The 25524-nt window shown below is 62.6% G+C and carries 20 protein-coding genes; 3 read left to right on the forward strand and 17 right to left on the reverse strand.

What is annotated here, in order from left to right:
• Nucleotides 1-4: 4 nt before the first annotated feature.
• The 14 genes from GBEM_RS16665 to GBEM_RS16730 form a co-directional block, all read right to left on the reverse strand.
• Nucleotides 5-1165: a class II aldolase/adducin family protein gene (locus GBEM_RS16665; RefSeq protein ID WP_012531768.1), complete on the reverse strand. Its 1161-nt coding sequence runs from the start codon at nt 1163-1165 to the stop codon at nt 5-7.
• Between the two features lie 33 nt (nt 1166-1198).
• On the reverse strand, nt 1199-2938 hold the full coding sequence (locus GBEM_RS16670; protein WP_012531769.1) for an aldehyde ferredoxin oxidoreductase family protein: 1740 nt from the start codon (nt 2936-2938) through the stop codon (nt 1199-1201).
• A gap of 351 nt (nt 2939-3289) precedes the next feature.
• Nucleotides 3290-4363, reverse strand: coding sequence for a mannose-1-phosphate guanylyltransferase (locus tag GBEM_RS16675; RefSeq protein ID WP_012531770.1), 1074 nt, complete (start codon nt 4361-4363; stop codon nt 3290-3292).
• A 148-nt stretch (nt 4364-4511) separates the two neighbouring features.
• Nucleotides 4512-5669 (reverse strand): Na+/H+ antiporter NhaA, encoded by a 1158-nt coding sequence (locus GBEM_RS16680; RefSeq protein ID WP_012531771.1) that lies wholly within the window; start codon nt 5667-5669, stop codon nt 4512-4514.
• Nucleotides 5670-6047 carry a phosphomannose isomerase type II C-terminal cupin domain gene (locus GBEM_RS16685; RefSeq protein ID WP_012531772.1) on the reverse strand — a complete coding sequence of 126 codons (378 nt, stop codon included), beginning with the start codon at nt 6045-6047 and terminating at the stop codon, nt 5670-5672.
• Between the two features lie 22 nt (nt 6048-6069).
• The gene (rfbD, locus tag GBEM_RS16690; protein ID WP_012531773.1) at nt 6070-6906 is read right to left on the reverse strand and encodes a dTDP-4-dehydrorhamnose reductase; all 837 of its coding nucleotides are present in this window, start codon (nt 6904-6906) and stop codon (nt 6070-6072) included.
• 58 nt (nt 6907-6964) lie between these two features.
• Nucleotides 6965-8032 (reverse strand): dTDP-glucose 4,6-dehydratase, encoded by a 1068-nt coding sequence (gene rfbB / locus GBEM_RS16695; RefSeq protein WP_012531774.1) that lies wholly within the window; start codon nt 8030-8032, stop codon nt 6965-6967.
• Nucleotides 8033-8173: 141 nt separating this feature from the next.
• A complete protein-coding gene (locus tag GBEM_RS16700; RefSeq protein WP_012531775.1) occupies nt 8174-10228 on the reverse strand; it encodes an LPS-assembly protein LptD in 2055 nt (684 codons plus the stop codon).
• An 86-nt stretch (nt 10229-10314) separates the two neighbouring features.
• The gene (locus tag GBEM_RS16705; RefSeq protein ID WP_012531776.1) at nt 10315-11589 is read right to left on the reverse strand and encodes a bifunctional folylpolyglutamate synthase/dihydrofolate synthase; all 1275 of its coding nucleotides are present in this window, start codon (nt 11587-11589) and stop codon (nt 10315-10317) included.
• A 178-nt stretch (nt 11590-11767) separates the two neighbouring features.
• Nucleotides 11768-12616, reverse strand: coding sequence for an acetyl-CoA carboxylase, carboxyltransferase subunit beta (gene accD / locus GBEM_RS16710; protein WP_012531777.1), 849 nt, complete (start codon nt 12614-12616; stop codon nt 11768-11770).
• A gap of 133 nt (nt 12617-12749) precedes the next feature.
• The gene (gene trpA, locus GBEM_RS16715) at nt 12750-13553 is read right to left on the reverse strand and encodes a tryptophan synthase subunit alpha (protein WP_012531778.1); all 804 of its coding nucleotides are present in this window, start codon (nt 13551-13553) and stop codon (nt 12750-12752) included.
• Between the two features lie 220 nt (nt 13554-13773).
• Complete coding sequence (locus tag GBEM_RS16720) at nt 13774-15978, reverse strand: methyl-accepting chemotaxis protein (RefSeq protein WP_012531779.1); 2205 nt, start codon at nt 15976-15978, stop codon at nt 13774-13776.
• A gap of 4 nt (nt 15979-15982) precedes the next feature.
• The gene (locus GBEM_RS16725) at nt 15983-16342 is read right to left on the reverse strand and encodes a hypothetical protein (protein WP_012531780.1); all 360 of its coding nucleotides are present in this window, start codon (nt 16340-16342) and stop codon (nt 15983-15985) included.
• A gap of 77 nt (nt 16343-16419) precedes the next feature.
• Nucleotides 16420-17751, reverse strand: a complete 1332-nt coding sequence (locus tag GBEM_RS16730) for a cytochrome c (RefSeq protein ID WP_012531781.1) — start codon at nt 17749-17751, stop codon at nt 16420-16422.
• A gap of 261 nt (nt 17752-18012) precedes the next feature.
• Here GBEM_RS16730 and GBEM_RS16735 point away from each other — a divergent pair, with 261 nt between their 5' ends.
• From GBEM_RS16735 to GBEM_RS16745, 3 genes are all read left to right on the forward strand, one after another.
• Nucleotides 18013-19848, forward strand: a complete 1836-nt coding sequence (locus GBEM_RS16735) for a cytochrome c3 family protein (RefSeq protein WP_012531782.1) — start codon at nt 18013-18015, stop codon at nt 19846-19848.
• A 6-nt stretch (nt 19849-19854) separates the two neighbouring features.
• Complete coding sequence (locus GBEM_RS16740) at nt 19855-20385, forward strand: epoxyqueuosine reductase QueH (protein ID WP_012531783.1); 531 nt, start codon at nt 19855-19857, stop codon at nt 20383-20385.
• An 88-nt stretch (nt 20386-20473) separates the two neighbouring features.
• Complete coding sequence (locus GBEM_RS16745; RefSeq protein WP_012531784.1) at nt 20474-20686, forward strand: DUF2905 domain-containing protein; 213 nt, start codon at nt 20474-20476, stop codon at nt 20684-20686.
• A 42-nt stretch (nt 20687-20728) separates the two neighbouring features.
• Here the strand turns inward: GBEM_RS16745 and hpnI are convergent, their stop codons facing one another.
• The 3 genes from hpnI to GBEM_RS16760 all read right to left on the reverse strand — a co-directional run bounded on the left by hpnI (nt 20729) and on the right by GBEM_RS16760 (nt 25413).
• Nucleotides 20729-21889 carry a bacteriohopanetetrol glucosamine biosynthesis glycosyltransferase HpnI gene (gene hpnI, locus GBEM_RS16750; RefSeq protein WP_012531785.1) on the reverse strand — a complete coding sequence of 387 codons (1161 nt, stop codon included), beginning with the start codon at nt 21887-21889 and terminating at the stop codon, nt 20729-20731.
• Nucleotides 21890-21891: 2 nt separating this feature from the next.
• The gene (locus GBEM_RS16755; RefSeq protein ID WP_012531786.1) at nt 21892-22470 is read right to left on the reverse strand and encodes a class I SAM-dependent methyltransferase; all 579 of its coding nucleotides are present in this window, start codon (nt 22468-22470) and stop codon (nt 21892-21894) included.
• 291 nt (nt 22471-22761) lie between these two features.
• Nucleotides 22762-25413, reverse strand: a complete 2652-nt coding sequence (locus GBEM_RS16760; protein ID WP_012531787.1) for an MMPL family transporter — start codon at nt 25411-25413, stop codon at nt 22762-22764.
• Nucleotides 25414-25524: the final 111 nt, after the last annotated feature.

Consider the following 25524-nt stretch of genomic DNA (forward strand, 5'->3'; position numbering starts at 1 on the left):
CGGTTTACGCCTTTAACAGCCTAAAGTATTCTTCGCGGCAGAAGTTCTCCACCTCGACCATGGTCCTGAAGGCTTCCCCGAACCCGTCGCGCCCGAGCGTGAAGACGCCGTGGCCGTAGACGATGGCGGAACCGCTGGCGCCGATCACGGGGGGAACGCGCTTGGCTAACCCTCCCGCGCCGATCTCGCCCGCCACCACCGGCGTGCCGCCCAGGTCCCGCACGTGGGGACACTCCTTCCAGCAGTCCTTGATGGCGCACTCCTTCTTCTTGTCGCAGAGCATGCTCATGATGACGGCGAACTTCGGGTGCCCGTGCAGGATGACCCGCGCCCCGGTTTCTTCGAAGATCTTTCTGTGGGCCAAGAGTTCGCTGGAGGCGGTGATCCCGGTCGTGGAGGAGTTGTCGGTCGGCACCGGGTCGATGCACCCCTTCAGCTCGTCCAGGCTCGCGGCGGTCTGGGAGATGTAGATGAGATCCCCGGCGCAGGCGGAGATGTTGCCGAAGAAGGAATCGACCAGCCCCCGCTCGACCGTGTAGCGCCCCACCCGCTCGATCTCGAGGAGGATCTCTTCCTTATCCAGGGAGATGGCATCGACGAACTCCAGCCCCTCGGCCGAAAGCGGCTTAAGCCACTGCTTGCGGAAACTCTCGAACGCCTCGCGCTCGCCGGGGAGCTTAAAGCCGTCGGTAAGCAAATCCTGCAGGTATTTGACGAAGGTGGAATGGAACACGGAGGAGTAGTTGATGAAGGCCTGCTCCACGGTGATGGCGCCGACAGCTATGATGCCCACCCCCTCGACGATGACACCCTTGCGACTACCCAGAAGCCGCGCGAGTTCCGGCGCCGGGTCCCCGGCTAGATCCTCGCGGCGCAGAAACGGGATGTCGTGCAGGAAGGTACGGGTCTCGGTGTCCTGGGGCAGGATGAAGGTTTCCCCCTTCCCCGCCCGCGCGATCAGGAACTCCGCAAAGGGAAGCGAGGGGCGCGCGGCTACGAGCGCCAAGGAGTTGAGGCGCGACAGCGTGTCGCCGGCAAGCTTGGCAAGCTCCGGGCTCCCCTGCGCGATCAGCACGTCGTCCTGCGCCGCGATGGCGATGGCGCCGGGAATAGCGGAGCGGTCCGCCAAAAGCTTCCCTATGTATTTATCGATCTGGTCTCTCATGGTTGGGCCTTAGGTCTCTTGGTTTCCCGCGGTTCAGGGGAGCTTTTCGAGCAAAGAAGCATCGTCAAAGGTGCCGTCAGGGGAGAGCCCGCGGATACGGTAATACTTCTGCAGCTCTTCCTGGAAACGCGCGCGGTCAAGGGGCGGAATCTCGATCCCCTCCCCTGCCGAACCGGGCTCACTGTAAAACCGCTCCGGCAAGAGATCGTCCTTCATGCTGAAGCCGTTGGCGCAGTTGTAGAAGCGCTCGGTGAGGTAGATCCGCTCGCCTATCGCCTTGAGCGACTCCGGGCCGTACTCGACCCCGGTCACCGCGGAGAGGAGTTCGCCGTACTCCTCCAGGGTAGCCCCGAAAAAGGCGAACTTGCAGGCGACCAACGAGTCGACCGCGGCGTTCACGTCCTCGGCGATCTTGATGATGCGGGCCTTCCCGGAGAAGGAGAAGCGGTCGGTCGGGACCGGCTTTCTCAGGATCTCGTGGGAGATCGGGTAGGCGCGCAGGTGGCACCCCCCTCGGTTGGAGGTGACGTAGGCGAGCGCCATGCCGTAGGCGCCACGCGGGTCGTAGGCGGGAAGCTCCAGCGACTTGACGCTCATGGAAAGCCCGGGCTTGCCCAAGGCCTCGGCCACCCTGCGGGACCCCTGGCAAAGGAGTTCGCCGTCGCCGCGCCTGAAGGCCATGTCCGTGAGGAGCCGGTCCACCTCGACGGGGTCGGGGAAGCGCCCCCTCGCCTCGCCAAAGGCGGAGAGGGTCGCTGCGGCCGAGATGGTATCGAGCCCCAGCTCGTTGCAAAGGGTATTTGCTCTTACGATGGCGTGGAGATCCGAGATGCCGTTCAGCGCGCCGAAGTGGTTCACCGTCTCGTACTCGGGGAGCGGCTCCCCCTTGGCGCTCGCTTTCTTGCACTGGATCGGGCAGCCGTAGCACCCTTCCTTTTTGGCGCCGCACTCCTTGCGGATGGCGGGGCCGGAGTAGTTCGCCGACTGGGCAAAGAAGGTCGATTTGAAGTTTTCCGTCGGCGCCATGCGGCGTTGGGCCATCAGGTCGACGAGTGCCGGGGTGCCGTACTCGGCGATACCCAGCTCTCCAAAGATGACGGGCGAAGCGCGGAACAGGCGCATGACGTCGGCGCGGGCGGCGTCGAAGCGCTCCCGGTCCGCTACCCCGGTCACACCCTCCCCTTGCACCGTGACGGCCTTGAGAAGTTTCCCCCCCATGACGGCACCGAGCCCCCCCCGGCCGATGGAGTTCCCCTCCCCCATCATGATGTTGGCGAAAAGGACGCCGTTTTCCCCGGCAGGGCCGATGGCGGTCACGCTGCCGCGCCCTTTAAGCGCCGCTACCGTTTCCTTCACACCCTTGCCCCAGAGCTCACCCGCGGCCAGGATCTCGGCGCGGTCGCCGTCGATGGCGAGGACGACCGGGGTTGCGCTCTTGCCGGTGACGAAGACGACGTCCAGCCCCGCCCCCTTCAGACGCCAGGCAAAGCGCCCGCCGGCTGAGCAGTCGTAGATGGTGCCGGTGAGCGGCGAGCGGGAGACGCAGGCAAGCCGGGCCGCGGTGGGCGAATTGGTGCCGCAGAGCGGGCCGACGGCGAAGATGAGCGGCATCTGGGGGTCGAAGGGGTCGAGGCGGAAGTAGTCCCGCATCAGCCGGACCCCGAGACCGCGTCCGCCCAGGTAGGCGTGCAGGATCTCGGTCGGGATTTCCCTGCGCTCGCAGGTGCCGCTGGTTAAATCGACATGCAGTAATTTTCCGGTCCAGCCGTACATAAAAACCTCAAAGTCCGTTCAACGTTCTACGTTCAATGTTCGATGCGTCCCCACACCAGGGTCAACCGTCATGTGGCTGCACAGACCTTCCGGAGCACGGTGACCGTAGCAACGACTCTGCCCGTAGGGAAGAAAATGTCGAACCTTGAACCTTGAACGTTGAACAGGGGTTCAAGTCCGTTCAACGTTCAACGTTCTACGTTCGATACGTCCGCACACCGGGGCCAACCGCCATGTGGCGGCACGTACAGCTTGAGACCTTCCCGAGCACGGTGACCGTAGCAACGGCTCTGCCCGTAGGGAAGAAAATGTCGAACCTTGAACCTTGAACGTTGAACGGGGTTCCTAGGGTTAAAGCAGTTCCGTCTTGCCCCTGCGCTCCAGCTCCTCTACCACCTTCTTCACGTCCTGGGCCGCAGACTTGGCGCAGACCAGGAGCGCATCGGGCGTGTCCACGACGATCAGGTCCTGAACGCCCACCAAGGCTACCATTTTGCCGTTGCCGTAGGCAAGACACTCATTGGAGCCGACGGACACGGACCCTTCGGCGGCGATGACGACATGCCCGTCCGCGCCTGCCTCCATCACCTCCGGAAGCGCGCTCCAGGACCCCACGTCGCTCCAGCCGAAGGACGTGGGTATCACCTGCACGCTTTCGGCCTTTTCCATCACGCCGAAGTCGATGGACTCACCCTTGATTGAACCGTAGATCTCGGCTATCTGCGGCTTCAGGTCGGCGAGTTCCCATACGTCCGAGTCGAAGCTGAGTTTGGCCAAGGCATTCGAGAGTTCCGGCATGTGGCTCGCGATCCGGTCCAGGATGGTGCAGGCACCCCAGACGAACATCCCGGAGTTCCAATAGAAACGGCCGGTGGCGAGAAACTCCAGGGCCCGCTCCAGGTTCGGCTTTTCCACGAAGCGCTGCACGTCTACCACACCGCTGCCCCCTGCGGCGGCCGCCTCTATGTAGCCGTAACCGGTCTCGGGCCTCGTCGGCGCGATCCCCAGCGTCACCAGGCTTCCCGCCTGGGCAACGCCCCTTGCCTCTACCAGGGTGGCGCGGAAGGTATCCTCGTCCAGGATGTAATGGTCGGCAGGAAGGACAGCCATGACCCCATCGGGATCGAAGCGGGCGATGATGGAAGCGGCAAGGCCGATGGCGGGTGCGGTGTTGCGTCCCACCGGCTCCTCGATCACGTCGACCGCCACCTCCTTGATGTATGCGAGCTGGCTCCTGGTCTCGGCCGCCTGCAGCGCGTTGGTCACCACCAGTATCCGTTTCGGTTTCAGCGGCAGGACCCGCTCCACCGTCCTTTGCAGCATCGATTTGCCACCGAAGACGGACATGAGCTGCTTCGGCGTGCTCTTGCGGGAAAGGGGCCAGAACCTGGTGCCGGAACCGCCGGCAAGTACCACTATGTACATGCTCTCCTCCTGTAGCTTTAACTTAACCTACTTATGTCTTCCGGCTGGGCGCAACGAAGGCCAGTCAGACCTGTCAGACCAGTCAGGCCTGTCAGACCTGTCAGACTGGTCCGACTGGTCCGCCCCCTCCGGGGGGAGGAGCAAGGCTTTAGCGCCGGCCGGCCTTGCCGAACCGGCGGCCTATCCTCTCGACCGCGGCAGCCGGCACAAATGCGAAGAGGCTCAGCATCGCCCCCATCTTGGCGGCGCCGCTCAGCTTCGGGTCGGAAAACGCCTCGCCTGCCACGAAGAGGGCAACGGTAAACCCTATCCCTGCCATTAGGCCGGTGGCGACGAGTTCGCGCAGCCCCATGCCGACCGGCAGCGGAAAGCCGATGCCGCGCCCAGCCAGCGCGAACGACACGATCCCCACCGCCTTGCCGCCTAACAACGCCGCGAGGACGAGCCAGGTGGCGGGACCGACCGAGCCGAAGGAAACGCCGGCGTTCACCAGCCCGAAGACGAACAGCCCCAGGTCGACGAACAGCTTCCAGTCGTGCTCGAAGCGGGAGAGCGGGGTGTGGTCCTCCGGGTCGAGCTCGAAGAGGTGCGCCGTCTCACTGGAGGGATGCGGCAGGAAAGGGATGACGAAGACCAGCGCCAGGGCCGGGTGCAGATGGGCGAGGAACAGGCCGGACCAGCTCAGCACCCCGCCTGCGACGAGGTAGGGCCAGTAGTTGGTCACCCGCCGGGAACGGAACCAGTAGCAGGCGGCCATCCCCGCCAGGGTGAGCAAGAGCCAGGCCGGTGCGGCTGGAGTGTTCGGGTCCCCGTAGAAAACGGCGATGATGGCAAGCCCCACCGCGTCGTCGGCGATGGCCAGAAGCAACAGAAAGGATATGGCGGGGTGCCCCTTGCCGAAGATGAAGCGGGCGGCAAGCCAGGCAAGCGCGATGTCGGTGGCGGTGGGAATGCCCCACCCACGGGCAAGCTCGGGGGCGCCGAACCAGCCGTTCAGAAGCAGGTAGACGGCGACCGGGCCGAGCACCCCTCCCGCCGTCGCCAGAAGCGGGTTCACCGCGCGTTTCAGCGGATGCAGGTCGCCGCCGGGAAGGCAGCTCTGGGTAATCTCGACCGCGGCCATGCCGAAGAAGAAGGTCATGAACAGGTCGTTGGTGATGAAGTGGAGGGAAAGACCGGCGAGGACCGGGTCGTGCAGGAGATGGTGGTACTGCTCCGGCGCCAGGTTGGCCCAGGCGAGGGCAAGGATGACGCCGGCCACCAAAGGAATCGAGAATTCCTGCAACAGGCTTAGTTGTTTCTTCATTTAAAGGGCCGGGTCCACGCTCGGATCGACGGTCGTTTCGACGCGCTGGTAGTCGTCCTGGAACCGGACGATATCGTCCTCGCCCAGGTACTCGCCGCTTTGCACTTCGATGATGATCAGCGGAATCACCCCCGGGTTTTCCAGGCGGTGGCTGGCCCCGATGGGGATGAAGGTGGACTCGTTGATGTTGACTACACGGATCTTGTCGCCGCAGGTGACCTTGGCGGTGCCGGAAACGACGATCCAGTGCTCGCTTCTGTGGTGGTGCTTCTGCAGCGACAGGCGCTGGCCCGGCAAGACCTCGATGCGCTTGATCTTGTAGCCGCTGTTCTCGTCCAGTACCGTGTATGTTCCCCAGGGACGCTCTCCGCGCTCCATATTTCCTCCAGTGTTGTTTCTGCTATCGTGCCGGCCGCAGTTCCAGGTACCGCTCCAGGGCCTGCTGCCAGGGCTGCAGCGCGAACCCGGTATCCTGGGCGAGCTTGCTGCAATCGAGCGTCGAGTAGAGCGGGCGCGGCGCCGGGCGGTTCAGCTCCGCCGTGCTCATCGGATTGACCTTGATGTCGGCAATCCCCGCCAGGCGGAAGATCTCCTTAGCGAAACCGTTCCAAGAGACGAAACCGGCGTTCGCGGCATGGTAGGTGCCACCGCACCCCTTGTCCAAGAGCGCCTTGATGGCCAGGGCGAGATCGTAGGCCCAGGTGGGGGAGCCGGTCTGGTCGTCCACCACGGAGAGTTCGCTCCTCTCCCCCGCCAGCTTCAGCATCGTCTCGACGAAGTTCTTGCCGCCGTGGCCGTAAAGCCACTGGGTCCGGACGATCAGGTGGTCGGGGTTGAACCAGGCGTTCATCTCGCCGGCCAGCTTCGACTCGCCGTAGATGGAAAGCGGAGACGCCAGGTCGTCCTCTACGTAGGGCGACCCCTTCTTGCCGTCGAAGATGTAGTCGGTGCTGACCTGCACCAGCTTGGCGCCGATCTCCTTGGTGGTCAGGGCCAGGTAGGCGACCCCTTCGCCGTTGACCTGCATCGCCTTTTCCACCTCTGCCTGGCAGCCGTCCACGTCGGTGTAGGCTGCGGCGTTGATGACGATGCGGGGTTTGAGGGTCAAAAGGACCCGCTGCACCGAAGCGAGGTCGGTGATGTCGATGTCGTCGAGGTCCACCCCGCGGGCGGCGTCGCCGAACACCTGCATCAGTTCCTGCCCCAGCATCCCTTTGCTCCCCACCACTAATATCATCGCTTCCCCCGCCCCTTTAAAGGGGACTGGCTCCGCCAGGTGCCTGTCCCCTTCGGTTTTAGTGCTGCCCGTACTGCTTCTCGTAGTATTCGCGGTAGGCGCCGGAAACAACTTCCTCGACCCACCCCTGGTTAGCCAGGTACCAGTCGATGGTCTCGGCGATGCCGCGCTCGAAGGTGTAGCTCGGTTCCCAGGAAAGCTCCCGCTTCAGCTTGGAGGCGTCTATGGCGTAGCGGCGGTCGTGACCCTTGCGGTCCTTGACGAAGGCGATCAGTCCCCTGCTCTCGCCGGGGCGCCGCCCGAGCCTTTCGTCCATCAGGTCGCAGACCAGGTTCACGATGTCTATGTTCTTCCACTCGTTGTTGCCGCCGACGTTGAAGATCTCCCCCGGCTTTCCAAGCTTTAGCACCCGCTCGATGGCGACGGAGTGATCCTTCACGTGCAGCCAGTCCCGCACGTTCAGTCCGTCTCCGTACACCGGCAGCGGCTTCTTCTTGAGGATGTTGTGGATCATGAGCGGAATCAGCTTCTCCGGGAAGTGGTACGGGCCGTAGTTGTTGGAGCAGCGGGTGTTCAGGGTGGCGAGGCCGAAGGTCTCGGAGTAGGCGCGCACCAGGAGGTCCGCCCCCGCCTTGCTGGCCGAGTAGGGGGAGTTGGGCGCCAGCGGCGTCTCTTCGGTGAAGTACCCTTGGGCGCCGAGGCTGCCGTACACCTCGTCTGTTGAGACCTGCAGGAACCGGAAACCGGCAACGCGCTCTGCGTGCAGCCGGCTTGCTTCGAGCAGCGTCTGGGTCCCGAGGACGTTGGTCCTCACGAAGATGTCGGGGCCGGTGATGGAACGGTCCACGTGGGATTCGGCGGCGAAATGCACCACGGCGTCCACCTCTCCCTCGGCGAGGAGTCCGGCCACGAGGCCGGCGTCGCAGATGTCCCCTTTCACGAAGCGGTAGTCGGGGTTTTCCTCCACGGCAGCCAGGTTCTTCAGGTTCCCGGCGTAGGTCAAAAGGTCCAGGTTGATGACCCGGCAGCCGGGGTTACCGGCCATGAAGTGGTTGATGAAATTGGAACCGATGAACCCGGCACCTCCTGTCACCAGAAGCGAGGTCGGGGTGAATGCGTCCTGCATGTAGCCTCCAGATCGTAACCGTTTGCCGCGTCAGCCTGTACTGCCGCAATATTCAAATCGCCTTCCTTGATACACCGGAAAACACAATCGTGTCAACTTCCTAGCATTTCCCAACCGGCACGGGCCAATTGGGGGAAAAAGCTAAAATGCCCGCAGCGGACCCAGCGAACCGAGCCCTGCCAGGGTGAAGTTGACGCTGAACTGCTGCTCGCCGGCGACGTTGCGGCTCCCTACCCGATCGGAGTAGGAGAAGACAACGCTCCAGCACTGGCGCCGGTACTCGACGGCGTAGCGGGATTCCAGAAACTCCCCGCTATCCGCGGAAAAACGCCCCAAGAGGTCGGCGGTGATGTCCTTGGTGACCGGGAAGGTGAAGCCCCCCTCGACGTAGTCGACTTCCCCACGGCTGTGGCGGTACCCTAGCTTCGCCTTGTCGCGCCCCTCTCCCTTCAACTCCACCCCGACGTTCGCGGTGGAAAACTGGCTGTCGCTCATGTTGTAGCGTGTATCGAACGCCACGGAGAGCCGTTGTACCGGGGTGAGCACCCCCTCCAGCATCAGGTCCGTGAGCCGGTGTCCCTCATCCACCAGGGTGAGGAGGTCGCGGCGCTGCCCCGAAAGCCAGTACCCCTGGGAGAGCTTCAGGTAGAGGAGGTCGCGGTACTCGGGAATTCCGTCCGCTTCGGCGAACTTCCGGGTCACCACGTTGCTGAGCGACCAGCGGACGGCATTTTGCCCCAGCACGCGGTCGTCGTAATCGAAAAACGGGAGGTCGTCGTCGCGCCGTTGCTGTACGAAGCTGTACTCGACAGCCGGGATCATCAGATGCCGCAACCGGCCGTCGTACACGCGCTCCAGCGGCAAAGAGAGCGATCCGCCTGCGTCCGCCTGCCCCAGTTGCCGCCATCCGCTCTCGCTGCTCTTCCCTTGGGCGCTGTACATCCGCTGCTGGTACCCGCCGTAAAGGGAAAGGTCCAAAAGGCCAGCGGGTTTGCCGTACCAGGCGAGCCGGGGATGCAGTTGCAGGCGCTGCCCGGTGGCTCCCGCCTCGCGCTGGAAGTTGGTGAAGCGGCTATCCATGGAGAAAAATGCGGGCCCCACCTTCTCGCCTGCGGCGATGAAACCGATAGTGGGCAGCCGCTGCAAGGTGGCGTCGTTGTTGGGGGCCTCCAGGTCGTCGGTGTAGCGCAGCTCGCCGAACAGGCCGCTGCGCTCCCAGCGCTGGTCAAAGGAGACCGTCGACTCCAGGTACTGCCGGTTGTAGTCGCCAGAGAACTCGCCGTAATCAAGGAAGTAGCGGCGGTCGGTGATGAGATGGATATTGGAGGCAAGGGTGAGCCTGGGGGTGAGGAGTTCCAGGTGCTGCTGGTCCACCTCGCCGCGGAACTCCGACTTCTGGGTGTCGTAGATGCCGAAGGCCTGCAGCCTTCCAGAGCTGCCGTGTGGACGCAGGTAGCGGTAGTCCACCCCGCCCCCGGCTCCCCGGGAACTCTCTAGGTCGAGGTCGAAGGTCGCCTCCTGGCTGGGGTTGATGGCCCAGTAGTAAGGCTGGTCGTAGTAGAACCCTTTCTTGGAAGAGTAGCCGAGCTTTGGGAGCAGCAGCCCCGACTGTCTTTCGATGTTGGCGGGGAAAATTAGATAAGGGGTATAGAAGATGGGGACGTCGCCGGCGTAGAAGACGGCGTCCTTAGCCGTGGCGAAGTCCTCCAGGGTCACCTTCACCTGCCTCGCCTCGAACCTCCAGCTGGGCTTGTCGCCGTCGCAGGTGGTGAAGGTTCCCTTGGTCATCTTGTAATCGTCGGGGCCGGTCTTCTCCAGGCGCTCGGCGCGCAACCGGAAGTTCGACCTCTTGACGAAAAGCTCTCCGTTTAAGAGTTCCCCTTTTTGGGACAGCAGGTTCAAAGAAAGGCTGTCCCCCTTCATGGTGTCGCCGCTGCGCTCCATGAAAACGCCCCCCTGCGCCTGGGCCTCGCCGGTGAGCCGGCGGTAGACCACGCTGTCGGCCAAAAGGGAGAGGCCGTCCTGGGTGATATGGACCTCGCCCTGGGCACGGTAGCTCTGCGTCGGGACGTCCACCGAGAGGTCGTTCGCTTTCAGGGTGACCTCTTTGTCGACGGGGACCGCGAGTTCTCCCTGGGCGGGTATCGCCAACAGCAGAAGGTATGTGAGAAGCCAGGCGGCTCTTGCAGCTTTCATTGCACTCCAATAAAAAGAAAACTAGATGCCTCACTCTTCGTCCCCCTCCCCTTGCGGGTGGGGGCTAGGGGTGGGGAAGGTGCCATTCAACCCCTGAACGGCTCGAAGCTGCGCGACAGCAGGTATCCCCGCGCCTCCCCGACGGTAAAGAGGGACCCGCAGACGAGTATGAGGTCTTCATCGGCGGCGGCAGATTGCGCCTGTTGCACCCCCTGCGTCACGCTCCCGGCCTCCTGCGCCGGCACCCCGGCGGCAAGGCAGAAGCGGGCGATCTCCTCCGCCGGCAGCGCCCGTTCCAGGGCTGGGGTCACGCAGAATACCTGATCGGCCATGGGGAGCAGCGGCCCGAGTATCCCCCCGAGTTCCTTGTCCCCCATGACGCCGACCACCATGAAAAGCCTCGCGCGCGGGACCTCCGCGAGCGCCTCGGCAAGGGCGTTGGCGCCGGCTGGGTTGTGGGCGCCGTCCAAAAGCACACGCGGCGGCCCGGGGAAGAGTTCCATCCTTCCCGGCCAAAAAGCGCGCGCCATGCCGGCCGCCATCGCCTGCGGCGGCAGGGGGAAGCCGAGCCCCCCCAGTAGTTCCGCAACCGCCAGTGCCAGTGCCGCGTTGCCGCGCTGGTAGCGCCCGAAAAGCCCGACCTTGAGGTCATCCAGGGTCACCCCGATGCCGCGGTAGCAAAGCCTCTCCCCCTGCCAGAAGGCGTCGAAAGATTCCTGCTGGCGGTACAAGGGGGAGCCGATCTCGTCGGCGCGGGTTGCTATGGCCGCTTCGACGTCAGCGTGCTGCGAGGCGGATACCAGGGGCGCCCCGGGCTTGCAGATGCCGGCCTTCTCCTGAGCTATCTCCGCGAGGGTTTCCCCCAGGTACTCGGTATGCTCCAGCGAGATCGGGGTGACCGCGCAGAGGATGCCGTCGAGAGCGTTGGTGGCGTCGAGGCGCCCCCCCATGCCGGCCTCGAAGACCGCTACTTCGACCCCTTTTTCGGCGAAGTACAAAACGGCCAGGGCCGTCACTATCTCGAAGAAGGTGCTCTCCGGCGGCGCGGCGGCCATAACGCGCGCGGCCACAAGCACCACGTCCTCTTGGGATATTTCGTTGCCGTCTATGCGGATGCGCTCGGTGAAGGAGATCAGGTGCGGAGAGGTGAAGAGCCCCGTCCGGTACCCTCCGGCGCTGAGTATGGAACTGAGAAAGGAGGCGGTCGATCCCTTGCCGTTGGTGCCGACCACGTGGACGCTCCGGAACCGCTCCTGAGGATTGCCCAGCGCGGCAAGCAGCGGGGAGATCCGGGATAGCCCCGGCTTCATCCCGAAACGCCCCAAGGCGTAGATGTGGCTGAGGGTTTCGGCGTAGGTCATGACAGGCCGGGATTATAGGGAAAGCGCATGAAAAAGTCCATAAAATAGGGGCGACTGGGGAGGATTGCTCCAGCCGTCGAGACTGCTAGCGGGAAAGGGTTTCACCCCACGCAACGAATAAAAAAAGCGCCGGCCAGCCAACAGCTGATCCGGCGCCCGTGGTTCGGATGACGCCTTTTTAGGGGCGATAGAGCATCGTCAGGATGCTGGAGAGCTGCGACTTCATCTTGCTCCTCTCCACGATGACGTCGACCATGCCGTGGTCCAAAAGGTACTCGGAGCGCTGGAAACCCTGCGGGAGCTTCTGCCTGATGGTCTGCTCGATGACGCGCGGGCCGGCGAAGCCGATCAGGGCCTTGGGCTCAGCCATGTTGATGTCGCCCAGCATGGCGAAGCTGGCGGTGACCCCGCCGGTGGTGGGGTCGGTAAGGATGGAGACGAAGGGAAGCCCCGCTTCGCGCAGCTTGGCCAGCGCCGCGGAGGTCTTCGCCATCTGCATGAGCGAGAGGATGCTCTCCTGCATACGCGCGCCGCCGGAAGCGGAGACTATGATGCAGGGGGTGCGGTCGGAAAGCGCGCGCTCGATGCCGCGGGTGATCTTCTCGCCCACGACGCTCCCCATGGAGCCTCCCATGAAGGAGAAGTCGAAGACGCAGATCTGCACCGGGGTCCCCTCGATGCGGCCGGAGCCGCAGATGATGGCGTCCTTGCTGCCGCCCTTGGCGAGGGCTTGGTCGATGCGGTCCTGGTAGCTCTTGGAATCCTTGAACTCGAGGAAGTCGACCGAGACGACGCCTGCGTCGAATTCGGTGAAGCTCCCCTCGTCGAGGAGAAGCTCCAGCCTCTTCTTGGAGGAGACCCGGTAATGGTGGTTGCACTTGGGGCAGACGTTGAGATTGTTCTCGATGTCCTTCGTGTAGATCGTCTCGCCGCAGCTGACGCACTTCGTCCAGAGCCCCTCGGGAACCTTCACCCTGTGAGCCGGTCCCTTAGCCTGCGGCGGATTGTCTCTTTTAAACCAAGCCATATGTGCCCTCTTCTGGGGAAATGCCCCTATTGTTTTAAAAATCGTAAATCCGGCGCTGATACTTATCAGATCGCACCGTCTATGTCAAACAAAACGGTTTACGCGCCAAGCTAACCAGCCGGAACAAAAGCGGTTACCGGGAGCCCTTCAGCACTCCTTGTTTTAGCGCCGAGACGAATCCCCCCAGCTGTTCCAGGAGTTCGGCCCCCTGGTACTTCTCGAAGTACTTCACCAGCGCGCTTCCCACCACCACGCCGTCGGCCGCCCGGGCCACCTCCCCCGCCTGCTCCGGGGTGGAGATGCCGAAGCCGACCACAAGCGGCAGTTCCAGCGCGCCGCGCACCTCGGTGACCCGGGCCGCCAGGTCATCGGCGACCGCGCTACGCGCGCCGGTGACGCCGGTGACGGAGACGTAGTAGATGAAGCCGCTTCCCTGGCGCGCGACAGAAGCGATCCGGGAGCCGTCTGAGGTCGGGGTGAGGAGGAAGATGAGGTCGAGTCCGCAGCTGTCGGTAGCTCCTTTTAGCTCCGCAGCCTCCTCGGGGGGGAGATCCACCACCAGCAGGGCGTCGACGCCGGCTTGTGCCGCGTCGAAGGCAAAGCGCTCGGAACCGTAGGCGAAGATGGGGTTGAAGTAACCCATCAGCACGATGGGGACCTGGGTCTTTTCCCTGAGCCTCGATACCAGCTCCAGTATTGCCGGGAGAGTGGTGCCGGAGGCCAGGGCCCGGTCCGAGGAGAGCTGGATGGTCGGGCCGTCAGCCATGGGATCGGAGAAGGGAACTCCCAGCTCGATCAGGTCGGCCCCTGCCCGTTCGAGTTCGAGCACCACCTTTTCCGTAGTCGCCAGATCCGGGTCGCCGGCGGTGACGAAGGTGACCAGCGCCTTTTCCCCACGTTCTTTCAGGCTGGCAAATCTATCTGAAATCCTGCTCATCAGGCCCCTCCTTATTTATTAAATGTCGCACGGCGGGAACCGCGCCTCCCGGCGCACCATCCGAACAGCAGATTATGTAACGAAAAAACGGAGAAACTGCAAAAACAAAAAAGTCCCCCAGGTAAAAAAGGGGGATGCGGGGGACTGCTCTGGGCGGGAGAAATCCCCAGCCCCCCGGCAAGGGAGGCTGGGAAAGTTGCCGGTTTGCTTGGCAGGGTGATCAGATCCTGAACGCGTCCACTTCCTTTTTCAAGAGCTCGGTCTGGCGGAACAGCTTGTAGACCGCCTCGTCCATGACCCGCGTCGCCTCAAGGTTAGCGTCGGTTGCCTGCTGGATGTCCTCCACCGAAACGACGATCTGCTCGCTGCCGCGGGTCTGCTCGTCGCAGGCGCGCTTTATGTGACGGATCATCTCGGTGATGCTCTCGGTGGACTGGGCGATCAGGTTGCCGACCTTGTTCTGCTCGCGGGTGGAGGAGAGCACCTGAGAGGTGAGCCCCTTCATGTGCTCGACCGCGCCCATGATCAGCTCGCTCCCCTGCCCCTGCTCCTTGGTGGCCTTGGCGATCTGCGCCACCATCTCGGAGACCTGCTCCATCGCCTCCCGGATCATCTGGCTTCCCTTGGCCTGCTCGACCGTAGTGCGGGCGATCTCGCCCACCTGGGCGGTAGCCTCGTTGACCCCGACCACGATCTTCGCCAGCGCCTCCCCCGATTTCTGGGAGAGAAGTTCGCCGTCGCCGATGGAGCGCTCCGCCTGGTCGATGGCCTCGACGGCGCGGCGGGTCTCGTCCTGGACCCCGCGGATCACCTGCGAGATCTCGCGGGTGGAGCTGGAGGTACGCTCGGAGAGTTCCTTGATCTCGTCCGCGACGACGGCGAAACCCTTGCCGTGCTCACCGGCCTGGGCCGCGATGATGGCCGCGTTCAGCGCCAGGAGGTTCGTCTGCTCGGCCACCTCGTCGATGACGGAGAGGATGTCGCCGATGTCGGCGGCGCGCTCGGAGAGGGTGGCGATGACCTCGCTGGTGATCTTGGAAGCGCGCTTGATCTCCTGCATCCCGTTGATCACCGCCTCGACCGCCTCGCGGCCGGTCTCGGCATCCTCGCGCACCGACTTGGAGATGGCCGCCGTCTCGTTGGCGTTTCGCTCCACCTGCTTGATGGAGCTGTCCATCTCCATCACGGAGGAAGCGGTAGCGGTGGAGACCTCCATGAGGCTCACCACGCCGTTACCCACCTGCTTGATGGAAGCCCCCATCTCGACGATGGACGAGCTCACCTCGTTCACCGACAGGGCCAGGTTCTCCATGTTCTGGACCACCTCCTCGACGCTTGAGGCCATCTCCAGGATGGAAGAGGAACTCTCCGACGCCGAGATGGACAGGGAATCGACGCCGTGGGCGACTCCCTTTACCGAGGTGTTGATCTGCACGATGGCTGCGGAGGTCTTGGAGACGCTTTCCGCCTGGGTCTTCGCCGAGGCCACCACCGAGTGCGAGGCCTGTGCCATGGTGTCCGAGATCCCGGCCAGCTCCGCCGCGGAGCGGAGCACCTTGCCGATCATGCCGGAGAGCTTGTCGACCATCTCGTTGAAGTCGCTTCCCAGCTTCCCGATCTCGTCGTGCGACTCGATGGTGGTGGTCGCGGTCAGATCCCCCTCGGCCCCGCGGTTGACCGCCTCACCGATGGCGCCAACCCTGGTGACGATGTTGCGAGTGATCAGGATCCCCAGACCGACGGCGACGGCGACAGCCAGCAGGATGACCACGGCGAAGGTGATCCCGGCCGATTTCTGGATCTCGGTCACCCGCGCGTTGGCCTGGTTCATCTGGTTGCCGACTTCCACCAGGATGTCGTCGAGGTCCGCCTTAGAGACGTCGTTGGCCTCAGTAATCTCCTCGTTGGCCAGATGGTTCAGCTTTTCGTCCGCCAGTGCGTCCTTGGCAGCCTGGTTCAGCACCCCCGCGGAAACCCCCTTGAAGAGCTCCTGCTTCTTGGCGATAAGCTCGTCCGCCACCTGCTCGAACGCGGCCCAGCTCACCAGGAACTGCCTGGTCCGTTTCTCGATCACGCTCCCCTTTGCTGCCGGAAGCACGCCGAGCTTCTTGTTACCCTCCAGGATGATCTGGGCCTGGCTCAAGAGGGTGTCCCGCTTCATGCGGTAATCCTCTATGTACTCCTCCAGTTTGTCCGGGTCGGTACGCACCAGCGCAGCCTGCATCAGGCTCACGTGGCAGTACTTCTGGGTCACCCCCATGAGCAGCACCAGCTTCTGCTGCTTGGAGAGCTGCTCCAGGATGGTCTGGATCTGTCCGCCGACCCTCTTCATCCCGAAAGCGCCGAAACCGCCGGTGAACGCGACCAGCAGAGCCATGATCAGGAAGGCTAATATCAGCCGGCTACGCAGCGTGAGGTCTTTCATCGCGTTATTGCCCCGCTTCGCTCAACAGGTAGTTCATCAGGTCGACAGTGGCCTTCACTTCGGGCTTGGACATGTTGGAGTCGGGCTTTCTCAGCATCTTGATGCCGTAGGCCTTGGTGGCGGTACGGTCGAAAGGCTGGCCGGAGATCGGGGCCACGCCGGTCTGGATGGCAACGATGGTGCGCTCAAGGGTGTGGCACTTGATACATTTGACTTTCATGATGTCGTAGTTGGCTTTCATGGCCGGCGGGAAGGAAGAAGGGTCAAGGCGCATGGCGTCACCCCTGCCGACGACTCTAAACCCGGCATGGGCGCTGGTTGCGGTCGCTGCGAGAAGAAGCGAAGTAACGAGGAACTTTTTCATTTTTAAACAATCCTCCAGGTGCTTGTTAAGGCGGCCAGGCGCCGCCTGCTGCTCTATTGCTGCTGCCTTTTCGGTGCCTACAGGCTGAAGGCGACCGAGGCGAACGCGATCCTGCTGATGCCGTCTGGGGCGTCGGTGAACAGGTACTCCAGGGTGAGCCTGGTGTTCTGCAGCGGCGCGTAGGCTATGGCGGGGATGTAACGCGAGGTCCCGCCCTCGGCGGTTCTTTGGTACTCATAGCGCAGAAGCGGAATCAGCTTTATCGGCGCGCCCAGATAGTACTCCCCTTCGAAGGTGTAGGCGCGGCTGTCCACGGCGGTCCTCGTCAGGTCCAGCATGGGATTCGTGTCACGGCCGAAGCTGCCGCTCCCTTTGAGGTGCAAACGCTTGTAAAGGATGTCCATCTCCGCGCCGGTGCGGCGAAAGTTGTTCAGGTTCTCAGCCACGCCCAGGTTATCGAACCTGCCGTTGCGCCCCCAGTAGCCGAAGACGCCGGTAGTGATGGTGAGGTAGTCCCAGATGCTCTCCCCCTCCAGCTCCAGTTCGGGCTCGTGCCCTTTGAAATCAGTCCCGCCGAGCTTCACGGAGAGATGGGCGTAGCCGTCCTTCTGGTTCTGGCCGTTTCTGTCCACCAGGCCGCCGGCGGCAAAGATGCGGTTGCCCAAAAGCGCGTTCAGCTCCACCCCGTCCTCGGGGACGTCGATGCTGAAGGGGGAGTTCCCGACCAGGTAGGTGGTGGAGGCGTAAGAGGGGACGGTGACCACGCGGTTGCTCTTCTTCCAAAGAGAGAGTTTCGGCTCGAAGCGCCCGATCTTTAGGTTAATCGGCGTGTCGAGCGCATGGCGCCAGACCAGGAACAGCTCGTTTATATTCGGCGTGTTGTTGGGAGGGGTGTTGGCGCTGTTTGCCGGACTGCTGTTGTCGCCGGCGACGGGGGCCGGACTGTTGCGCTGCTGCCCTTGGGTGTACAGGTTGTAGGTCCCAAAGAAGCCGACCTGCTCCCGGAAGGAGCCGCCGGCATGGAGCCGGAGCGACCTCGTGGAAAGATCCGTCTTGTTGCCGTCGAAGGCCTTGTCGTCGTAGGCGAAGTCAGCGGTGCCGGTCAAGGAGATGGGGATCTGTTCGGGAAGCCCCGAGATCCGTGACCACTCGTTGCCGGGCTTCGCCTCAGGCGCCGGTGCTGCAGCCGCCTGCGCGCCTTTTTTGGCGCCGGGCCAGACGTAGCTGTTCTTCAGGAAGGCATCGCCGAACTCGTTCAATTCCGGGTAAATGGTGTGGCAGGTGGAGCACTCCGTCTTGTGCTGCCGGCTGAAGGCCGGTATCGCCTCTGCGCGGTTGGGAGCAAGCAGAGGGGAAAGAACAAACCCCAGGGTGAGTACGGCTGCTGCTGTTTGTTTCTTTAAGAACATGGTGGTCTCCTGCAGTATTAAAAAGCATCATTACGATAAGAATAAACTAATAAATAACAATTCGCCCTATTCAAGAAAGTGCATAGAAAGAGCAGGAAGAAACGAGAGTAGATTATTACAATATTGCTGATGTGAAGTCAACTTAACAAAAGGCTGTGAGAGTAATTGCTTTCCTCTGGTGAGCTGATCTTCATTTTTTAACTACATTTTTACTTTGGGAAGTGCTATAAGGTAGCGTCGAAATCTCCCGGAGGTCATGCTATGCGGCTAAAAAGTCTCCTTTTCCTCTTCCTTGTTCCGGTGCTGGTCGCCGGTTGCGGCGGCGGCACCAGCGACAACGGGGTCCCCATTTCCAAGCTGGCGGCCTCGCAGGGGTGCATGAACCTAAGCTGCCACGGCACCATGACCTCCCCGGGGACCGGGGCCGTCATCGCCGACGAATGGCGTGCTTCCGCCCACAACTTGAAAAACGGGGCCGGATGCGCCGACTGCCACGAACCGGACGCGGGACACCCCAACACCTGCAGCAAGTGCCACGGCGGCGGAGGCTTCGGCGTGACCAAGAACCCGGACCAGGCTGGCAAGTGCGGCAAGTGCCACGGGCTCTCCCATCCGGGCGACGTCATGGTGGCGCGGGCGCCGCAACACTTCGGCAACATGACCGCGAGCCTTGCCAACAACAAGTACCGCGCTTCCTATGTAAGCTCCAACTACGTGGGGAACTGCCGTGCCTGCCACAACCCCCACGATCCCAGCTCCGCAATGAACGTGAACCGCGACTGGGCCGCTTCCGGCCATGCCGACGTCCTCGCCGGGGCGAGGACCGGGTACGATTTCAAGACGCGCGGCAGCTACCAGCCCGCCAGCACCACCTTCCAGTACTACTGCGTCCGCTGCCACACCTCGACCGGCTACGTGAAGTTCGTGACCAGCGCCTTCCAGGACGTCCGTCCCTTCGCCGGGCCGGGGTACGAGGTGGTGCAGAATTATCCGCGCACCGTCGCTGCGGGTGCCGCGCAGCCGGCGGACACCCCCTCCCCGGACAAGACCAAAGAGGTCACCGCTTGCAACGTCTGCCACGACAACGGCGCAGGCCGTGCCTACAGCTGGGCCAGGCGCGCGGTGCCGCCGGTGACGATCTACTACAACTTCTCCTCTTCGAACAGCTCGCCCACGGTGAAGCTGAACAACAAAGCGACCTCCTACCCCAACGTCGGCCCCTCGAACATCTGCCTTCCCTGCCACACCGGTCGCGGCATAGGGGCCATGATCTACGACGCCGTCGCCGCAGGGATCGATTTCAGCAACACCAATAGCCCCGGCGCGCATGACTTCGCCGCCGGCGCCGTCCTCTTCAGAAAAGGGGGGTACGAGTTCGCGGGACGAGACTACGTGCCGACCTACTTCCTTCACGACAAAATCGGCGTCGCCAACGAACACGGCACCGGGAACGACGGCCCCTGCGTCGCCTGCCACATGAACTCCGGCAACAGCCACTTCTTCATGCCGGTGGCTTTCGACGGCACCGGTAAAATCGCCGAGATAACCAGCCGGACCTGCGCGCAGTGCCACGTCGGCCAATACGCGCTGAGCCCGGCCATCCTGCAGACCGAGAAAGAAGGTTTCGCCGCGGCGATCGCCATGCTCAACGTGCTGAAGACCGACGCGACGCTGCCGGTCGACCCGCTGAACCCGACGCGCTCGAAGGTGCGCCCCCTGGCGAACAAGAACTCGGATTACAACGCCGCCTTCCCCGGGGGAGGCGCCAACACAATGGGAGCCTTCTTCAACTCGGGGCTGCTCCAAAACGATCCCGGCGCCTTCGCCCACAACCGGGTCTACACCAAGCGGCTCATTTATGATTCCATCGACTGGCTCAGCAACGGCGCCCTCGACGGCGACGTGGAAAGCGCCATCAACAACGCCACGCTCGCGGTAAACAGCAAGACCGGGAAGGTGTCGCTCAGCAACCCGATCCTGGGCGGGTTCTACATCCCCGAGCAGGTAGACGGCCCGGCCTACGCCGCCGCCTTCGCCAAGGTAAAGGCAGACGCAATTAAGTACCTCTTGGGCGCACCGGGCGGAGCGCGCCCCTAGGAAGCCATGAAACTATTACTGCACATATGCTGCGGGCCGTGCGCCATCTACCCCGTGAAGGAGCTTAGGTCCAGCGGGGTGGATGTCACCGGCTTTTTTTACAACCACAACATACATCCCTACACCGAGTACAAGCTCCGGATGGCGGCGCTGAAAAAGTACGCCGAGATGGTCCAGTTGGAGGTGCACTACCGCGAGGAGTACCGGCTGGAAGAGTTCCTGTCGCAGGTGGCGGGCGAGCCGCAGGCCCGCTGCGCCTACTGTTACCGGTCGAGACTTGAGGAGACCGCCAAGACAGCGGCCCTCATGGGTTTCCCCAGCTTCTCGTCCACCTTGCTGTACAGCCGGTACCAAAACCAGGAACTGATCCGCGAGTTCGGTGATAAACTCGCGGAGCGCTACGGCGTGAAATTCCACTACCAGGATTTCAGGAGCGGCTGGCAGGAAGGGATCGACCTTTCCAAGGAGATGGGGCTGTACCGCCAGAAGTACTGCGGCTGCATCTACAGCGAGAAGGAAAGGTACGTCAGGAAATAAGTTATAGTCCCCGAGTCGCTAGTGGCCCTCCCCCCCTCCCCTATCTCATGGGGCGAGGGGCGATCCTCCTTCAACAGTTGGGGACGACATGCCTTCACTGGGAAAATCGCTCATCATACTCGGGCTCGTCATCGCCGCGGTCGGCGCGCTCTTCACCTTCGCCGGCCGCTTCCCCTGGCTGGGGAGGCTCCCCGGCGACATCTACGTGAAGAAGGAGAACTTCACCTTCTATTTTCCGCTCGCCACCAGCATCATCATCTCGCTGCTACTCTCGCTCATCCTCTGGCTTTTCCGCAGATAAAGCGAACTAAAAACTAAAAGGGGGACAGGCTACTTTTTGATTTCAAAAAGTAGCCTGTCCCCTTTTCCGTAGAGGCCGTATCTTCCCCCCCTTGTCCAACTGGAACAGCTCCCCGCGCCAGCGCACCCGATTTCCCAGTAGCGAAAGCGCCCATACCGCAAAGGCGAGCGCGTCACGCAGCGGCAGGAGCCAAAGCCAGCGCGGCAACAGCCGGTCCCGCACCAAGGCTCGGCTATAACTGACGGACACGGCTGATCGCACCAGGTAGAGCAGCGCCGCGGCCAGCCAACCCGACGCGGTGAAGCCGGAGAGCAGCAGCGCCAAGAGGGCCGCCGGGAAGGGGAGCGTTATCCCCGAGGCAAGATAACCGCCGGGGCGGGAAACGCGCATGGTCCTCCCCCAGCGCAACTGCCGCGCCATCACCTCGGATACCGTCTCGTCGCCGCGCATGACGCTCTCAACGAAGTGCGGGGAGAGTTCCAGGCGGAACCCGTTTTTGTGGATCATGTTCCCCAGTTGGTAGTCGTCGGCCAGGTAGTCGACCAGGGCCTCGAAGCCTCCGATCCGCTCCAGCGCCTCCCGGCGCAGCGCCATGGATGCGCCGAGAGCGAAGCTCAACCCTTCCAGTTTCACGGCAGCCATGACGTTCGGGACCATCTCGCTGCAAAAGCCGAGGGCCTCTATGGCGCAGCCGACCCCTTTCACGCTGGAGCTGCGGTAAAGGGATGTCACCAGCCCCACCTGGGAATCGGCGAAGGGCGCGCACACCCGGCGCAGATAGTGGCTGTCGACCCGGATGTCGCTGTCGCAGACGATAAGCAGGGGATACTTGGCCTTCGCGTAGACATGCATCAGGTTGCACACCTTGTAGTTCGCGCCGTGGATGGCGCCGTCCACGACCAGCGAGATATCGACCTGCGGGAAAGCGGCGATGAGCCGCTCGATGACGGGGATGACGGGATCGGAAGGAGAGGCAGCGGCGAAGACGATCTGAAACTTTGGGTACTCCTGCCGGCAGAACGAGGCGAAGTTTTCGAAGCTGTCGCCGTCCACCCCTTTGACCGGCTTCAGGATGGAGACGGGAGGGGTGTGGTCGGGAAGGGGCCTTTGCCCTGCGAAGAAGCTGCGACCGCAGTAGAGCGTGAAAGCGGCGTAGCCTAGAGCCGGCGCGGTAACCAGGAATGGAAGCAGCTCTTTTAGCATGATCATCCTCGTATTTTCTCGACCAGGACCAGGTATGGCGCCACCGGCGAGCGGTTCAACTGGCGGCTGCACCAGACGTTGTACTCCCTGGGGGGGAGCGAAGCGCCCCACTCGTGCACGGCTTGCGCCTCCTCGGGGCCCCCTTCGTGGCCGGTGTACAAAGCTATGGTGACGACCCCTCCGGGCTTCAGTAGCTTGGCCGCCTGCGTAAGCGCCGTCACGGTCCGCGCCGGGTCCGTGACGAGAGAGGTCTCGCCGCCGGGAAGGTACCCGAGGTTGAAGACAGCCGCCGCGAGCCCGACAGGGACGAACTCCGATACGCGTTCGTGTCCCGCCTCCAACAGGTGAACGGTCGCCAGGCGCCCTTCCCGCTCCAGGAGCGCGCGCGTGGCGGCGATGGCGCGGGGCTGGACATCGAAAGCCCAGACCTCTCCCCCCTCCCCGGCAAGCTCCGCCAGGAGCAGCGTATCGAACCCGTTGCCGCAGGTAGCGTCCAGCGCCCGGTCACCCGGGCGCACCCTCTGTCTCAGGTAAAAATGAGATAAAGGCACCGCGCCGCGTAATGATTCATTCTTTGCCATTCAAACCTCAAAAGCATTAGCCACGGAGAAAATCTGAGAACGTCAAAAACCTTTAAACCATTAGCAAGGAGGACATCTGAGAAAATCTGAGTAAAAGCCAAACACTGAGAAAACTTTTTTTTGGGAAAAGCAAAACCCAAAACATCTGATGTTGTTCTCACAATCCCATGCTTAAGCTTGGCTTCTCTCAGGTTTTCTCCGTGACTAATGGTTTTAGGTTTTAGCTTCTCTCCCGCTTTTGCTCAGATTTCCTCAGATTGTCTCCTTGTGAGGGGTTTTGACTGATGTTGATCATCTTTTACCGGCTAGGGTCAGCACCGCCGGTAAGGTGACCATAAAGGCCAGCTGGCAGGCGACCATCCCCAGCGACATGACGGCGCCGATGCTGAAAACCCCCTGATGATGCGCCACCATGAGCGCGCCGAAGCTGGCCATGATGGTGAGGGTGTTGAGCAGAACCCCGACCCCGGTGCTGCTCAGAACGACCGCCGCGGCACTCCCGTCTTCGCGCCGGAAGCGGTTGATGATGTAGATCCCCGAGTCGACGGCGATCCCCAGCACCAAGGGCATGACTATGATGTTGGCGGAGTTGAAGTCGATCCCGAAAAGCCACATGCCGCTCACCATGAACAAGACGCCGACGATCAGCGGGATGAGACCTATGGCGGCGAACTTGACGCTCCTGAAGGCGACCAGCAGGATCACTACGATGGCGGCAAAGGCGTAAATGAAGGCGAGCCGGTAGGCGTCGCGCATGATGGTCATGGACTCGTACACCATCACCGGCTGCCCGGTCGCATGCGGATCGACGCTCTTCACCTGGTTCAGGAAGGCTTCGAGCGGCTCGCGGTTGAAGATTTCCCACTTGGGCGCTACCTGCAGCAAGAGCCTGCCGCTCTTCCCCACGAACCGCGAACGGAGCTCCGCCGGGATGTCGGCCTCGGTGACCGGCGAGGCGTCCAGACTCTGCTTCAATGCCTCTATCTTCTGCGGCAGCTCGCGGAACATCCCCCCCTGGAACTCCTGCAGCATGCCGACGGCGTTTTTGTCCCGCTCCTTTTCCAGCCCCGCGAAGAACTTGTCCAGTATGGCCACGAAGGAGGAGACCTGCTTCGCCTCGGGACGGCGCTCCTTTTCCAGCTTCCCCTTGAGCGCTACCGCCGCGTTCCTGAAATTCTCGAAAACGGTCGGCAGTTCCATGAGCGAGAGCTCTTCCTCGTATGGGGCCGGTTTGACGTCGGCAAGCTCGCTCCTTATGGCCGCCAGCTCGGCGAGCTTTTCCCGCTGGCGGTCCGGCACCAGGGTATGCAGGCTCACCACGTGATCCACCGTCGGCAGCGCTTCCAGCCGCGCGCTCTTCTCCCGCGCCTCCGCCTCGTTCTTCGCGGTGACCACGGCAAAATAGCCGCTGTTTTCCTTGCTCTTCATCAGCTTGTAGGCGTAAGTCACCGACTCAAGCCCCTCGGCCTGCAGGTTCATCAGGTTGTAATCGAAGGCGATCCGGGAAAGGGGGTAGAGGGATGCCAGGCAGCAAAAAGCGGTGACCGCGATGACGAGCTTGGGGCGGCCATAGACGATCCTCGCAACGACGCCGTGCTCCGAGAAGTGCGTCACCCCTTGCCGCGCGTGCGGCTTTCTGTGCCGGGAGAGGAGCACCAGCATGGCGGGAAGGACGGTGAAGGTGACCAGAACGCAGATGGCGACCCCGCCCGCGGCGATGATGCCGAGTTCCGCTATCCCCTTGAAGTCGGTGAGGACGAAGGTGAGGAAGGCGGCCGCCACCGTCGCCGCGGCCATGATGATGGCCCAGACGTTTCTTTCCAGTCCGGTCTTAATCGCCGGCAGTTCCCCCGCCCCCAGGTTCAACTCCTCCTGGTAACGGAGCACGACCTGAATCCCGTACTCGATGCCGATGCCGATAAGCATCACGGCGAAGACCATGGAAAGTATGTTGAGATGGCCGACGGCAAGCGTGGCGAAGCCGAAGGAAAGCGAGATGGCCACCAGCAGGGATGCCATTGCGGCCAGCACGTTGAGCACGCCGCGAAAGGCCAAAAGCAACAGGATCACGGTCAGCACCAGGGAGACCGCGGTGGCGAGCGCGATGTCGTTTTGGCTCGTCGCCATCTCCTCGTTTTCCAGCACCGGCGTTCCGGTGAGCCCGACGGTCACCCCCTTGAATTCGGGAAGCGCCTTCAGCCTGGCCACCTCGGCGCGCACTTTTTGTATCGCCCCCGCCGCCGGGACGAATCCCTGCATATCCCTCACCGGGAGCACCGTAAGGATCTGCTGCCTCCCCGCCTTGGCGAAGGAGGAGTCCGGATTCATGAAGACGGTTTCCATGGAGGGGGGCGCGCCTTTGCCGCCGCCGAAGCTTTGGAAGCCTGCGCCGAGCTTGTCCAGCATGAACAGTACGCTCGGAAGCTGCGACTCGTCCCCTGCGGCACAGCGCTCCATGCTCCGGGTCAGGTGGGTGAAGAGCGTCTGCACCGACGGGGATGCGGCGAGTGCCTTCAAGGCCGGCGCAGCAAGAGAGAGGTTTTTGCGCAGCTCCTTTATGTCCTCAAGCGGCATGAAGAGCAGGCCGTTTTTCTGGAAGAAGGGGAGTGCGTACGGGTAGAAGACGTCGGAGAAGTACCTGGGCTCCTTGGAGAGCGTGTCGTAGAGCCGGTTGCCGAAGGCGCCCACCCGCTCGGGGTCGTTCCCCTCAATGACGACCGCTATTTCCTCCATGTCGCCGAAGTCGGCGCGGAATTCCCGGAAGTCGCGATTGAAGGCGGTGTTCTGCGGCATCAGGTCGTCCCTGCCGGTCAGGAATTCCATGCGCTGGTAGGTGAGCCACAAGGAAAGCACCGACAGCAGCAACGCTATAACCAGTACCAGCCAGGGACGGCGGGAGGAAAGGGAGAAGAGGAGGCTGCCTCTTTTTGCCGTTTCTTTCATAGAACCTCATCAGTTTCGTGTACAAAAGCTCAGGACCAGGCAACCTAGCACACACAGCCACCACAATCAACACCAGGGAACAAACTATTGTTTTCATTAAGAAATAAATTC

The sequence above is a fragment of the Citrifermentans bemidjiense Bem genome (assembly GCF_000020725.1).
Taxonomy (GTDB): domain Bacteria; phylum Desulfobacterota; class Desulfuromonadia; order Geobacterales; family Geobacteraceae; genus Geomonas; species Geomonas bemidjiensis.

What these genes read in the sequence shown, in the direction of transcription:
- GBEM_RS16665 (WP_012531768.1), bottom strand. Translation starts at nt 1,165, where the DNA reads ATGAGAGACCAGATCGATAAATACATAGGGAAGCTTTTGGCGGACCGC.
- GBEM_RS16670 (WP_012531769.1), bottom strand. Translation starts at nt 2,938, where the DNA reads ATGTACGGCTGGACCGGAAAATTACTGCATGTCGATTTAACCAGCGGC.
- GBEM_RS16675 (WP_012531770.1), bottom strand. Translation starts at nt 4,363, where the DNA reads ATGTACATAGTGGTACTTGCCGGCGGTTCCGGCACCAGGTTCTGGCCC.
- GBEM_RS16680 (WP_012531771.1), bottom strand. Translation starts at nt 5,669, where the DNA reads ATGAAGAAACAACTAAGCCTGTTGCAGGAATTCTCGATTCCTTTGGTG.
- GBEM_RS16685 (WP_012531772.1), bottom strand. Translation starts at nt 6,047, where the DNA reads ATGGAGCGCGGAGAGCGTCCCTGGGGAACATACACGGTACTGGACGAG.
- rfbD (WP_012531773.1), bottom strand. Translation starts at nt 6,906, where the DNA reads ATGATATTAGTGGTGGGGAGCAAAGGGATGCTGGGGCAGGAACTGATG.
- rfbB (WP_012531774.1), bottom strand. Translation starts at nt 8,032, where the DNA reads ATGCAGGACGCATTCACCCCGACCTCGCTTCTGGTGACAGGAGGTGCC.
- GBEM_RS16700 (WP_012531775.1), bottom strand. Translation starts at nt 10,228, where the DNA reads ATGAAAGCTGCAAGAGCCGCCTGGCTTCTCACATACCTTCTGCTGTTG.
- GBEM_RS16705 (WP_012531776.1), bottom strand. Translation starts at nt 11,589, where the DNA reads ATGACCTACGCCGAAACCCTCAGCCACATCTACGCCTTGGGGCGTTTC.
- accD (WP_012531777.1), bottom strand. Translation starts at nt 12,616, where the DNA reads ATGGCTTGGTTTAAAAGAGACAATCCGCCGCAGGCTAAGGGACCGGCT.
- trpA (WP_012531778.1), bottom strand. Translation starts at nt 13,553, where the DNA reads ATGAGCAGGATTTCAGATAGATTTGCCAGCCTGAAAGAACGTGGGGAA.
- GBEM_RS16720 (WP_012531779.1), bottom strand. Translation starts at nt 15,978, where the DNA reads ATGAAAGACCTCACGCTGCGTAGCCGGCTGATATTAGCCTTCCTGATC.
- GBEM_RS16725 (WP_012531780.1), bottom strand. Translation starts at nt 16,342, where the DNA reads ATGAAAAAGTTCCTCGTTACTTCGCTTCTTCTCGCAGCGACCGCAACC.
- GBEM_RS16730 (WP_012531781.1), bottom strand. Translation starts at nt 17,751, where the DNA reads ATGTTCTTAAAGAAACAAACAGCAGCAGCCGTACTCACCCTGGGGTTT.
- GBEM_RS16735 (WP_012531782.1), top strand. Translation starts at nt 18,013, where the DNA reads ATGCGGCTAAAAAGTCTCCTTTTCCTCTTCCTTGTTCCGGTGCTGGTC.
- GBEM_RS16740 (WP_012531783.1), top strand. Translation starts at nt 19,855, where the DNA reads ATGAAACTATTACTGCACATATGCTGCGGGCCGTGCGCCATCTACCCC.
- GBEM_RS16745 (WP_012531784.1), top strand. Translation starts at nt 20,474, where the DNA reads ATGCCTTCACTGGGAAAATCGCTCATCATACTCGGGCTCGTCATCGCC.
- hpnI (WP_012531785.1), bottom strand. Translation starts at nt 21,889, where the DNA reads ATGCTAAAAGAGCTGCTTCCATTCCTGGTTACCGCGCCGGCTCTAGGC.
- GBEM_RS16755 (WP_012531786.1), bottom strand. Translation starts at nt 22,470, where the DNA reads ATGGCAAAGAATGAATCATTACGCGGCGCGGTGCCTTTATCTCATTTT.
- GBEM_RS16760 (WP_012531787.1), bottom strand. Translation starts at nt 25,413, where the DNA reads ATGAAAGAAACGGCAAAAAGAGGCAGCCTCCTCTTCTCCCTTTCCTCC.